10 protein-coding genes are annotated in these 13,080 nt (G+C 41.2%); 2 read left to right on the top strand and 8 right to left on the bottom strand.

What is annotated here, in order from left to right; genetic code table 11:
* The 4 genes from ACZFYI_RS07335 to ACZFYI_RS07320 all read right to left on the bottom strand — a co-directional run.
* Window positions 1–1,949, bottom strand: a 1,949-nt coding sequence (locus ACZFYI_RS07335) for a hypothetical protein (protein ID WP_462523473.1), incomplete at its 3' end; no start/stop codon positions are given.
* Between the two features lie 162 nt (window positions 1,950–2,111).
* Window positions 2,112–3,572 carry an aldo/keto reductase gene (locus tag ACZFYI_RS07330; RefSeq protein ID WP_462523472.1) on the bottom strand — a complete coding sequence of 487 codons (1,461 nt, stop codon included), beginning with the start codon at window positions 3,570–3,572 and terminating at the stop codon, window positions 2,112–2,114.
* A 1-nt stretch (window position 3,573) separates the two neighbouring features.
* Window positions 3,574–5,073 carry an APC family permease gene (locus tag ACZFYI_RS07325; protein ID WP_462523471.1) on the bottom strand — a complete coding sequence of 500 codons (1,500 nt, stop codon included), beginning with the start codon at window positions 5,071–5,073 and terminating at the stop codon, window positions 3,574–3,576.
* 62 nt (window positions 5,074–5,135) lie between these two features.
* Window positions 5,136–5,819, bottom strand: coding sequence for a hypothetical protein (locus tag ACZFYI_RS07320; RefSeq protein ID WP_462523470.1), 684 nt, complete (start codon window positions 5,817–5,819; stop codon window positions 5,136–5,138).
* A 203-nt stretch (window positions 5,820–6,022) separates the two neighbouring features.
* On the opposite strand from ACZFYI_RS07320, the gene ACZFYI_RS07315 reads away from it, so the two are divergent.
* Together ACZFYI_RS07315 and purU are read left to right on the top strand one after the other, a co-directional pair.
* Window positions 6,023–8,956, top strand: a complete 2,934-nt coding sequence (locus tag ACZFYI_RS07315) for a DEAD/DEAH box helicase (protein WP_462523469.1) — start codon at window positions 6,023–6,025, stop codon at window positions 8,954–8,956.
* A gap of 24 nt (window positions 8,957–8,980) precedes the next feature.
* Window positions 8,981–9,835 (top strand): formyltetrahydrofolate deformylase, encoded by an 855-nt coding sequence (gene purU, locus ACZFYI_RS07310; RefSeq protein ID WP_462523468.1) that lies wholly within the window; start codon window positions 8,981–8,983, stop codon window positions 9,833–9,835.
* 36 nt (window positions 9,836–9,871) lie between these two features.
* On the opposite strand, the gene arsB is transcribed toward purU, so the two are convergent.
* The 4 genes from arsB to ACZFYI_RS07290 all read right to left on the bottom strand — a co-directional run bounded on the left by arsB (window position 9,872) and on the right by ACZFYI_RS07290 (window position 12,684).
* Window positions 9,872–10,903, bottom strand: coding sequence for an ACR3 family arsenite efflux transporter (gene arsB, locus ACZFYI_RS07305; protein ID WP_462523467.1), 1,032 nt, complete (start codon window positions 10,901–10,903; stop codon window positions 9,872–9,874).
* 105 nt (window positions 10,904–11,008) lie between these two features.
* The gene (locus ACZFYI_RS07300) at window positions 11,009–11,620 is read right to left on the bottom strand and encodes a low molecular weight phosphatase family protein (RefSeq protein ID WP_462523466.1); all 612 of its coding nucleotides are present in this window, start codon (window positions 11,618–11,620) and stop codon (window positions 11,009–11,011) included.
* A gap of 90 nt (window positions 11,621–11,710) precedes the next feature.
* Window positions 11,711–12,253 carry a DUF6428 family protein gene (locus tag ACZFYI_RS07295; RefSeq protein ID WP_462523465.1) on the bottom strand — a complete coding sequence of 181 codons (543 nt, stop codon included), beginning with the start codon at window positions 12,251–12,253 and terminating at the stop codon, window positions 11,711–11,713.
* A 95-nt stretch (window positions 12,254–12,348) separates the two neighbouring features.
* Entirely contained in the window at window positions 12,349–12,684 is a 336-nt protein-coding gene (locus tag ACZFYI_RS07290) for an ArsR/SmtB family transcription factor (RefSeq protein ID WP_462523464.1), read from the bottom strand.
* Window positions 12,685–13,080: the final 396 nt, after the last annotated feature.

Genomic DNA, 13,080 nt, shown 5'->3' with positions numbered 1-13,080 from the left:
ACTGGTTCTTGGACATTGATTTGGAGCTTGTATTTCTCCAAAGGCACCTGATAGTTTTGGTAATGAATTTTTCCTGCCCAAAGGTAATTCAGCGACAAAAAGTAGTTTTTATCTCCCTTGTTTCGAAGGATTATGGGCTTTTCGGGCTGTTGGCCAGATTGGATCAAATTGTTGCCATAATATAAAAAGTAGGCAACCGGAATGTCATTGGGGTTTCGGATAGCAATGGCAACTTCTTCATGGTTACGGGAAGTAGCCACAGTAATCTTTCCATCTTCCTCTTCCAACCTAAATTCCTGCACACTAGAATTGAACTCCAAGGTGTAGCTCAAAAACAATGGATTGATCTGAATTTTAGACGGAAGAAGGGTATGTTCCACCAATTCCCTATTTCCGAAATAATCTAAGCCAAAAAGGCTGACGCTATCTGCTCCATTTCCAGAAATAGTCCATTTGATTGATAAAGAATCACCTTCTAGGTCAAAAGTAAATGGATCAGGAAAAGTCTTGTAAAAAGCTGAAACTTGTTTCTCCAAGCGTTCATTGTCAGCATTAAGCAGCAGCGCCTTGACACTATAATCCATGTCTGCCAAAGGGAAAATGGAATCAGGAATCACTAATTCCGTCTCTTGATTTGGGAGAAGTTCCTTTTCAATGAATAACAATGTATCGGGCAAAAAAACGGTTTGATCGTGAAATCTCTGGGGTTGGTGTGGAAATACCCACACTTGAATCCTGCCATCCTTGATTCTGAGATCATTTTCGTCTTTTGCTGAAAGTGTAAGAATTTGCACTGTTCCTTTGATATGAATATCTGAGGACAAGCCGAGGTCCAAACTGTTTCGCTTCAATTCATACTCCTCCAAACGAAAATCCTCAGACATCAATTCATCGCCATTATTATCAATAAGGCTTATATTACTGTAACTGTCTAGCTTTAATTTCAGAGAATCATGAAGGTGAAGCTGGTATTTATAAGCTCCTTCCCGAAAGGGTTGTATTGACGTGGAAAACTTTTTTTCTGAACCTTGATACAAGACCAACTGGACTTCTTTGCGATATGGTTTTCCTCTTTTATTGACCAAGAAACTTTTCATATTCAAAGTATCCAAAGGTTTGTATTTTGGTTTGTCAAATACCATATAACCTTTCATAGTTGTCTCATATGATCCATAATCTCTCCAATCACAATGGTAATCATCAAAAATACAGGCAGTCTTGTGGTAGGCCCTTTGGAAAAAATCTGAAATCTTATAAATGGAACCCTGGACGTAGCCGGTTTTTATCGACTTATATCCATCTACCGGAATCAAAAGAATAAACCTTACCGGTATCCAAACATACCGTATTGGGGTGCCATAGAGGATATTGTTTTTGGTGATTTTGAAAGTTGAATTGTTCAATTGCTTTTCCAAGAAAAAGAAATTCGTGTTTCCTGCATAAGAAACCTTGATTATGCCACTTTTATTCGACTTTTTGTCTTGGTAAGATTGGGTTTTTGGGTCAAAAATCAGCCTTTTGCCATCAGCCGTTACATCGGCTTCCCGAATGATTTGACCTTCTTTGTCGTAAACCTGTACATTTAAATCCTTGTCATTTTTGATCACAAAAATCTTGAGTGCTTGGATGGAAGTGATTTCTACCCTTTGCTTATTTTTGATGGCGAAGGTCTTCAGATAGTGCCCTTCTGTCAAATTACCGTGATATTCTTCACCCATAGGAAAAGAGTCAATCAGGGAATGGAAAAAAGAGTCTTGGATTCCTTTTTCTCCAAATTGGTAGATGGCTTCTGCCTCAGGATCGGTCAATTTGTAGATATATGAAAAATGGCTTGTCTGTTTACTGGAAAGTAGATTCTGCCCAAAACCTTGGAGTTGCATTAAAAAAACCAGTGTGGCTAAAATCAAAAAACGGTGAGCTGTATGGTGAAGGTGGTAGATTTGTTTCATAGGCAAGTCTTAAAACCAGTAGGTTCAATCTTATTTGAATTGGTGACCGAATTGAAAACTAATCTACGTAATTTTTAACTAACAAAAGCAAATGTCCTACTTTCTTGGGAGATATTTAAAAATTACAGGCCTTCCTTAAACCTTCAAACCTTCAAACTTTTACTACCCTACCTCTGCCTCCGCCTCTATCTCCACCAAATATCCTTCTCCGACCAATTTGGCTTCTACCAAAGTATTGGCGGGCTGAATGGCTGCAAACCGCTGTCCGTGGGCTCTGGCCACAGCTTCCCAATCATGTATATTGTTGACAAAAATCCTGGTGCGAATCACATCTTCCATTTTTCCGCCGAGGGAAGTGATTGCCGCTTCGATTTTGTCCAAGACAAAATGTGCCTGTGCGCCGGCGTCTTTTCCCCCGATCATGCGATGCCCATGGGTGGCAGTGGTGCCTGAAACAGAAATCCGGTTTCCGCGTCTGGTAGCACGGCTGTATCCTGCCATGCCTTCCCAAACTGTCCCGCTAAATACCTGTACGCTGCCGTTGGCACCGGCCTTGACTTCATAGGGTTTGGGAAAAGATTCGAGATGATGACTGAGGTCGCCGGAAGCGGTGAGAAAGGGAGGTTTCCTATACTCGTCTCCACAATCTCCGGGAATCGGAGCCAACATCGATTGTGCCTCTCGGATGGTGGCTTTGTCTTTTTCTGATAGCGAAAAGGAAAAAAGCTTCATCGTTTCCTCCACATGGGCACTTTGTCCCAATCTAGCTCCGATGATGACACCACCGACTTCAGGTTGGTTAAGGATGAATTGGGTTGCGACATTGGAAATAGAAACATTATGGTTTTCAGCGATGCTGTTTACCGTTTCCAAGAGGTTCTGGAATTTTGCCCAGCCACCTGCAGTGTCAATGAATCTTTTGTATTTCATTTGGGACCAAGTAGCTTCATTTTCCAAAGTCGGTTCTGTTTTCCCGAGCCATTTGTCTGAAAGAAAACCACCTGCCAAAGTTCCAAAGGCGAGAATTTTCACTCCATATTCCTGACAGACTTTTGTCATTTCGCCCGAAGCCCTTTGGTCGATCAATGAATGGCAGATCTGATTGGATACGATCGGAATCCCCGTGGCGCAGGCGATACGAAGGTGAGCAGCATCAAAATTAGTAAGACCGATATGGCTTATCAGACCTTCTTCTTTCAATTCCTGTAGCCAAAACAATTGGTCAAGCCAAGTTGGGTCAGGATAATTCCAGGCATGGAACTGTAAGAGGTCAATCTGTTTTGCCTGAAGTCTGTCCAAGGAAATCTGAATGGCTGACCTTGTTTCTTCCAAACTTGATTTTCCCGGTTTGGGAACCCATTTGGTCAGCAGTTTGGCTTTTTTGCCAAGAGGGTGTTTATTTTTGAATGTTCCTGCGATGGCTTCTGCCGAACCATAATGATCCGCCATATCAAAGGTTGTCAATCCTGATTCCACATAAGGCGCCATGGCAAGAGAAGTGAGATTGGGGTCAAGGATATTGCCCTCCTTTTCCATATCGGCGATCTGCCAAAGTCCGGTCAATACTTTTGAAATAGTAAGGTCAGGAGCCAATTCGGTATATAAATCATTCGTCTTGTTCATGTCAGGGTAATTTTTCAAATTGGGATTTGATGTCTATGCCTTTGTTTTTCAATTGATTAAATTTAAAAAAGAATATCAGGGAAGCCAGTCCCATCACAATCAACCATATCGGAGTGGAATGGAAATACCAAGCTTCAGTTTGGCTGTTAAGGTCTTTCCAAGTGTGGATTGCTAGAAAAGAAGACAAAACCAATGTTCCTGCCCAACCCAATGTTTTCCGTATTTTTCTGTTTTTGATAATTTTTATTTCTATAGCAAGGTTTGGGTTCACCTTATCGATGGTCAACAAAGTCACACACATCAACAGAAAATTAACCATCATGGAAGTGACCATGATATCTATCCCCAAAAAGAAATCTCCGGCAAAATGGCTACCAAAGATTCCCACACTTGCCATCACACCGCTTAGAAATATTGCGGCATAAGGAGTATGAAACTGAGGGTGGATTTTTGTGAAGTTTTTAGGAAAAATGCCATCCTCCGCCCATGCAAACATCAGTCTGGAAACGGAAAGCAGCATGGCGGGAAGGTCATTGATTAAGGCAATAGCAGCTCCGGCGACAATCACCACTGTCAAACCTGATGGAAGCAAATAGCCCATCAAACCCGGTGCTGTGATATCTTTTTGCGAAGCTTCTTCGGCTACAAAAGACCAAGGGACTGCATGATAGACTGCGCTTGTAAATAAAATATAATAACCGCCTACTATGACAATGGTCAATGCAATCGCCAATGGGAGTCTTTTGGTGGGATTCTTGGCCTCTCCTCCCGCCTGTGCAATGCTGTCAAATCCAATAAAGCTTGCAAAAAGCAAGGCTCCTGCTGAAAGGAAGGTAGGCAAATGGAAATCACTACCTATAATCGGTATATTGACTCCGCCCCCATCTGATGGTGAAATTACCCTTCCCTCTTTTTCCAAAATAGCTTGTGCAAAATCTATTTGTGTAAATGAAAATCCGGCAATGATTACCACACCTCCCATGACAAACATCAAAACCATCAGTGGGATAACAGTCTTTTCGTAGAGACTTGCCCCCCGGATATTGACCCATACAAACAGCCAAACTAGGACCAAGGCCAATCCTACGCGAATTACTCCATTTTCCAAAATCGTCGCCAAAGATTGCCAATCCAATGCTATCGCAATATCACGGAGAAATGGAATGGTGACATAAGCAACCACTCCAATAACAATCGAAAGTCCAAACCATTGAGAAAAACTCGCTACGAAACCTAGGTATGGATTGAGTCCCCGGCTTGCATAGACATAGCTTCCTCCGGCCCTTGGCATGGCGGTAGCTAAAATACTGTAGGCAAAGGCTGCCAAAAGTGCAGGAATTGCAGCAAATACAAATGCAGGTAGTACATATGGCCCAATGCCTGGGACATGCCTTTGAATCATAAAGGGAACAACATTAATAGACGCCCCAAGCATGGAACATACTCCGGTAGCCACTAATCCCATCAAACCAAGCTGCCTGGTAAGCGTCGGCCCTGTCATAATAAAATAATTTGAGATTTACCCATCGGACCAAATTTCAATTTATTTCCCGTATTTCAAAATCAGGAATTTTGGGTGGGCATTTGCGATTTTAATTGCTTTGAGGTGACTTTGAATTTTTTGGTAAAGTAAATAATCAAAGGGACCAAAATCACAGTAGGCAATAGCCAAGCAATATAGACTGGATCTGTTTGCCAATTTTGGACCAGAAAGGCAGTCACTGTTGCGATGAAAGCTCCTAACATCCTGCTGATATGCCTGCTAAGAAACCAGCCTTTTGGATAAGAATGGAGCTTTTTGGAGTGGATAAGATCTCCTGTCAACATCGTCATCAAAATCCCACTAAAAACCAAAAAAACGGGAAAAATACCGCCAATTTTTCCCCAATCATGTTGGATCAGGTAAATAGAAGGTATCAAAACTGTTAGGAAGCCAATTGCTATAAATAGAAAATCCCAAGTTCCAAATTTTAGATTGGGGTTTCTTCGGAATTGTAAAAACCGATAACCAGTCAAAGTCATATATGTGCTGAATCCACCTACCATCAATAAAAACAAGTTCCCTTTTGGGATGGCAATCCCAAAAGCTGTAATCCCGATTCCAATCATTGACCAATAATATATTTTGCCGGAAGAATTGTGGCCTTTCCCTCCTTTATTGAAAACGATAGCCAATACACCCGAGACCAAAGCAAAAGATCCAAATATTATATGAGTGAAAGTAAAAATTTCTAAATACTGCTTCATTTGGATTTTTGGTTTTTGTGTAGAGCATGAATCTGAAAGATAATGTTTTAACTATTAATCGGATATCCCAATTGAATAAATGAAAACCAAATCTTGATCCCAATTATTTTAATACTGAATTTTATTCTGTATTTTTCGATCTAGTTTAATTGGAAAAAACTGTTTTTGTTTACGGATTTGTTCCGTTGATTGATTTTGGCAACATGAAAGTATCCCCAGAAGAACCGTTTCAAATCATCTATTCTTTATTCAGCCATGAATTTCTCGGACTGTTGTTTGAGTCATTTGTAATACAGCTGGATGAAAAAGGTAGGCTTTCATTTGCACATCAGAATATTTCACATGTAAATGCACCCGAATTTGCCTCGGGTCTTGATGACACTGATTTCAAATTGATCAAATGGATGGACGAGATGCAACAGGAGGCAATCGTCAAAAAATTTGATATCAAAAAGCTCAAACCGAAAGAATACCTCAGGAAGATTTATGATCCTAAAACAGAAAACAAGGTTGTACAGGAGCTGATCGAACATAAGCTTGAAAGTCTGAGAGCCAAAGTCCTTGAAAACCTCAAAGGAAAACGGTTTTTTGAAATGGGAAATGATGGCAATCCGATATGGAGAGAAATCAATATCATGCCCGAAAAAGCGGCAGTACTTTTTCATTTCAGAAGGAATGAGGATAATACGCACTATTTTCCAACGATCAAATATCGGGATGCTCCTCTTGAGTGGCAATATCGGAATGCTTATCTGATCTGCCATGAACCGGCCTGGTTGGTGGTCGATTACAATTTGTACAGTTTCAAAAAAGGCGTTGACGGCAAAAAACTCCAGCCATTTTTAAATAAAAAGTTTATTGTCATTCCGCGCAAAGTGGAAGATCAGTATTACAAAAAATTTGTAACCCAATTGGTAGCTTCCTTTGATGTTTACGCCAAAGGTTTTGATATCAAAGTAGAAAGATCAATGCCCAAACCAGTATTGAGTTTGAGTGACCTTCCTTCCAATCCTAAAACAGACCTTTTTGGAAACAAATTGGAAGAGGAAGAAGAAGATAAAATAGTTTTTGACCTGCAGTTCCAATACGGAGATTATGCATTCCGTTCAGAAGAAAAAGCAAGCAATAACGTCGAACTGGAACATATTGGAGACAATTATATTTTTCACAAAGTAATTAGGGACCTTGAAAAGGAAAAATCCTATGGGGATTACCTGAAGGACCTTGGCTTGCCAGTCAAGCATGCCCGGTATTCCATCTGTAAATCCAAAGCTTTTGGATGGATCAATTCCTATAAGGATAACCTCGAGGAAATGGGCATCCGGATCCAACAGGCCCCCACCCAAAAGGGAAAGCGGTACTTTATAGGACACGCCAATATTTCTGTTGAAGTCAAGGAAAATATTGATTGGTTTGATGTACATGCTGTGATCAGGTTTGGTTCTTATGAAATACCCTTTCATAAGATCAGGAGACTTTTGCTCCAGGGTAAAACCGAATTTGACCTTCCTAACGGCGAGATTGCAGTCATCCCCAATTCATGGTTTGTCAATTATTCCGAGATGTTTGCCTTTATGGAGGAGAATGAAAACCATTCAGATCCGCAATCTCTCGTTCTTAAAAAACACCATATAGCCTTGGCACAGGAGTTGCAAACGGGCAATCTTGTAAAACTCAAGCTAAATCAAAAACTCGAAAAACTAAGAAACTTCAATCAGATTGAGGATTATGATTTACCTGTGACTTTCAAAGGGGTATTGAGACCTTACCAGAAGGCAGGGTATAATTGGATGCGTTTTCTGAGCGAGTTCCGTTTTGGCGGATGCTTGGCCGATGACATGGGATTGGGAAAAACCGTGCAGACATTAGCACTTTTGGCTCACGAGAAAGAGCAGAATCCGGATGCCACTTCTTTGTTGGTCATGCCGACTTCTCTGATATACAACTGGGAATTGGAGGCACGAAAGTTCACACCTAAGCTGAAAATCTTAACCTATACAGGAAGTCAAAGAATCAAGGACATCAGTCGATTTTCCAAATATGACCTAGTGCTCACTTCTTACGGCATCACCCGAATGGACGTGGACATGCTGAAAGGATTCTATTTCAATTATGTTATTTTGGACGAATCACAGGCGATCAAAAACCCAAGCAGCATCATTGCCAAAGCTGTAAATGAGTTGACCTGCAGACAAAGATTAATCTTGACTGGAACACCGGTCGAGAACGGCACAATGGACCTTTGGTCTCAGATGAACTTTATCAACAGGGGTCTTTTGGGTAATCAGAACATGTTCAAAAAGCAGTTTTTATTACCTATAGAAAAGAAGAATGACCAAGACAAAGCGGCCAAGTTGCATGCGATGATCAAGCCATTTATCCTCAGAAGATTGAAAAGTCAGGTTGCGACTGATCTGCCTGAGAAAGTCACCAATGTCAAGTATTCGACAATGACGCCGGAGCAGGAAAAAGTATATGAAGAGGTAAAAGGATATTACAGGGAAAAAATCGTCAAGGACATGTCCGTTCCGGGAATGAAAAACCAGCAATTTGCATTGTTGAGGGGATTGACCCAATTGAGGCAATTGGCCAATCATCCAAGGTTGACCGATAAAGACTATACAGGTGATTCTGGCAAAATGGAAGATGTGACCCACATGATCGAGTCTACAGTCAGTGAAGGCCACAAAATTTTGGTTTTTAGCCAATTTGTGAGGCACCTCGCCATTGTCAAAGAGTACCTTGAAAAAGAGAACATCAAGTACGCCTATCTCGACGGCACTACAAAAGACCGTCAGGCCCAGGTTCAATCTTTTCAAACAAACGATGAGGTTAAAATTTTCCTGATTTCCCTTAAGGCCGGAGGAGTAGGATTGAACCTGACCAAGGCGGAATACGTATTTTTGCTCGACCCATGGTGGAATCCTGCAGTGGAAGCCCAAGCCATTGACAGGGCACACCGTATCGGTCAGGAAAACAAAGTCATTATTTATAAATTCATCAGCCGAAATACGGTGGAGGAAAAAATAATGGCCTTGCAGGAAAGAAAAATGGCACTCGCCGGAGAATTGATCAGTACAGAAGAAAGTTTTATGAAGAGTCTCAGCAAAGAGGATGTTGAGGCATTATTGGATTGATAAACCACACTTACTCGCAAGAAAATGAAAAAAGCAATCTTGATTATTCAATGCAAAGACCAGAAAGGAATCGTTGCAAGCGTATCTGAATTTTTATACGCTTACCAAGGAAACATCCTTGAAATCGACCAACATGTAGACCAGGAAGTAGGGATGTTTTTTATGCGTGTTTCTTGGGAATTGGAAAGTTTTGGTTTAAAAAGAGAAGAGATCGAACCGATATTTGAAGCCAAAGTCGGAAAGAAATTTGACATGGAATTTGAGTTGTTCTTCAATTTCCGTAAGCCAAGGATGGCTGTTTTTGTATCCAAACTTTCCCATTGTCTCATCGATATATTGAGCAGACATTATTCTGGTCAGTTTGAAGTTGATATTCCTGTAGTTATTTCCAACCATGCTGACCACAAAAAGGTGGTAGAAGCTTTTGGTATTCCATTCCATTATTTTGCGGTGGACAAAGCCAACCGGATAGACGTAGAAGAAAAGCAATTGGAATTGTTGAACCAGTACCGAACGGATTTTGTGGTCTTGGCGAGGTATATGCAGATTTTGAGTGAAGATTTTATAAGGAACTATCCCAACAAAATCATCAACATCCACCATTCATTTTTACCGGCTTTTGTCGGGGCAAAACCATACCATGCAGCTTATGAGCGTGGTGTAAAAATCATCGGCGCAACAGCTCATTATGTCACTGAAGAACTCGATGCGGGCCCTATCATCGAACAGGAAGTGGCCCGTGTCCGTCACCACAATTCTCCCGCTGACTTGGTGCAGATCGGACAAGATGTGGAAAAAGTGGTTTTGTCCAAAGCCATCAAATACCATTTGGAAAGAAAAATTCTTGCTTATCGAAACAAGACGATTATATTTTATTGATTTGACTTTTCCAAAGTTCCAAACTTTGGAATGGATTCAATACCTCCACTTATTCGCCAAAGCCACCAAGCTCAGCATCACCGGAACTTCTACCAAAACCCCAACAACTGTCACCAATGCTGCCGGGCTTTCTAAACCGAACAGAGCTATAGCCACCGCTACTGCCAACTCAAAGAAATTACTCGCGCCGATCATGGCCGCGGGTGAACAGATGGCGTGGGGAAGTTTGAGTTTTCTACCTCCAAACCATGCTATAAAGAAAATAAAGTAAGTCTGAATGATCAGCGGAATGGCGATCAATATGATGATCAAAGGATTGTTCAGGATGTTTGGACCTTGAAAAGCAAACAACAAAACCAAAGTCAGGAGCAAGGCGATGATGCTGAAAGGCTTTAGCTTGGGCAGAAAAACAGTCTTTAACCAATCTTCTCCGTATTTTCCAACCAAAATCTTGTTGGTAATGATTCCAGCAACCAAAGGAATCACAACGAATATCACAACGGAAGAAACCAAAGTCTCATAAGGAATTGTCACATCCGTGATACCCAAGAGAAAGCCTACCAAGGGAACAAAGGCCACCAAAATAATCAGGTCATTCACTGAAACCTGCACCAAAGTATAATTCGGATCGCCATCGGTCAGGTAGGACCAGACGAAAACCATTGCTGTACAGGGAGCTGCGCCCAATAAAATCGCACCTGCGATATACTCTCCCGCAAGTTCAGGTTCGATAAATGCCGAGAAAATCTGGTCAAAGAAGATCCAGGCAAAAAACGCCATGGTAAATGGTTTGATCAGCCAATTGATGACAACAGTCAGAATCAAACCTTTTGGAGCTTTCCCGACAGCTTTGATGCTGCTGAAGTCAATCTGTAGCATCATGGGATAGATCATCATCCAGATCAAAATGGCAATGGGAATGTTGACATTGTAGATTTCCATTCCGCTCAGGTAAGTCATGCTTTCCCCAGAAAAGTGACCGATTCCAATCCCAACCAAAATACAAAGCCCAACCCATAAGCTCAGGTATTTTTCAAAAAATGCGATCTCTTTTTTTTCGGTGGACATTGGTGATTGGTTATTAAGTTATTTGGAAATCAGGTTGAAATACTGCAGAAAAATGCTGCGAGAGGAACTCCCAGTCTATTTCTATCATATTTTACAAAGTATTTTTCATTTCGAAATTTTTGAGAAGACATACAACATCTCAGAAGCAATCTGCATCGATCTTTCATCATACTTTTTTGCTTCCTGCTCAGTATTATCAAAAGCTTTTGGATCCTCGTAGCGAACAGGAATCCTTGCCTCTGCACCCGGAATAAAAGGACAATTTTCATCAGCATGTGAACAGGTCATGATGGCAGCAAATTCCTTTTGAGCATTTACAGGATCGTCATAAAGTTTGGAAAACGTGTTGATTGGATCGGCCTTGTCTGAGTAGAAGACAAGATAATTTGGGTTTTCAATTCCCTTTTGAATGACTTTGAATCCTGCCCTTTTGATGGAGGACACTGCCCTTTCGTTGAATGCTGTGACTTCCACCCCTCCTGAAAATGAATTGATGTCTACCCCGTAAAACTCTGATGCGGTCTTGGCCCAAATCTGTGAAAACTGGCTTCTGCGGGAATTATGGGTACAGATAAAGTTCAGGTTGACCGGTTGGTCTGCATCTGTTTTCTTTTGGATGTAGGCGATGAAATCCTGCAAAATCGGGATCCGGTCTTCAGGTATTTCAAAGCTTTTGGCCTTTTCAATTGTGGCTTGGAGGATTGGGTATAGGTTCATAATTTTTTTTTTAAAGTACCATGTACCAAGTACAAAGTACCAAGAAGGCACCTTTACTTGGTACATGGTACTTGTTACTTTGTACAATTCTTAGCAGCATCCCGATCCCGGTTCGCAGCTATTTGAAGTTTGAAGCTTAGCTAAGGAAACCCTGATTTTTGGTTTTTCGGAAACCGGTCCACAACAGGCAGCAGCTTTTTCCTCAGGGGTGGTAGCACGGTCTTTGGCTTTGCAGGTAGTTTGGTCGGCAGTCAGTTGAACAATCAGGCTGTTTCCTGCTTCTTTGAGATTATGCACAGGAAGTACCGCTGTCGGGAACGAACTGTTTCCATATTCAAATTTGATCTCCGTATCCTGAAAAGTCGGCCTGACTTTTTGGACAACATCAAAAATCTTCAAGGCTTTGCTGGTGTCAACCGCATGTTCCGGTTCGGGGATTTCGTTTTCCCAAAGTTGGATATGGACTTCATGCCATTCATTGCGGATGCCGCCACAGTCCACCGTGTCGTAAGAGACATTCTTGATTTCGGTGATGTGGTAGTCAGTGCGGACATATTGTCCTGCTTGGTATTCGAAAAAAAGGGATTTCTCTGGGTTTTCTCTAAGGATTTGGGTAAATTCTGAAGTTTTCATGTTGATATCTCGCAAAGACGCAAAGGCGCCAAATTTTAGGATTTTATTGAGTGTTTGATTTTATGTTTCTTGGTACGTTGTACTTAGTACATTTTTCAACAGCATCCTTCCCCCGGAATTTTTGGAAAACCTGAAAATAGGGTCTCAAAAAGATGTTGGATTTCTGACCAACGGATCGGGTCGATACAGTAATTGACCGACACGCCTTCAATGCTTCCTTTGATGATGCCGGTTTCTTTGAGTTCCCGCAAATGCTGCGAAATTGTTGCCTGGGCCAAACCTAACTCCTGTACCAAGTCCCCGTTGATACAGGAATTGGACTGGATAAGATATTGGATAATCGCTATTCTGGCAGGATGGGCAAAAACCTTGGCGACTTTGGCCAGTTCATTTTGCTGTTCGGTGAATAAATCTGATTTGGTAACACCCATTTCTGAGACTTTTAGAGGCGAGAAGCGAGAGAATAAGACTATTTAGAAATAAGTTGATATAATTGAAATAAGGTGGAAATACAGTAGAAATAAATCGAAATATTAGGCCTGTTTTATCCAAATCAGCATCGATGTCGAAAACTATATCGCCGAAGGTTTATATCCACTTATATCGCAAAGCAAATATCATTTAATTACATTGCAATATTACGATGGATGTTTTTTCAAACCAAATTTCTGTTCAAATTTTGTACCTTGGGGTATGGGAGAATTCATTCAACTTTGGAAAGAAGGCCGCACCAGATTTACCAATCAGCTGGCCAATATCAAGCAGGAAGATTTATCCAAAAGACTCGGAGACAGTCCAAATTCTGCTGGATTCCTGATCAGGCATAT

It is taken from the genome of Aquiflexum sp. (assembly GCF_977115555.1).
The sequence above is the reverse complement of the archived record's forward strand: the minus strand, read 5'-3'. Positions and strand labels throughout refer to the sequence as shown.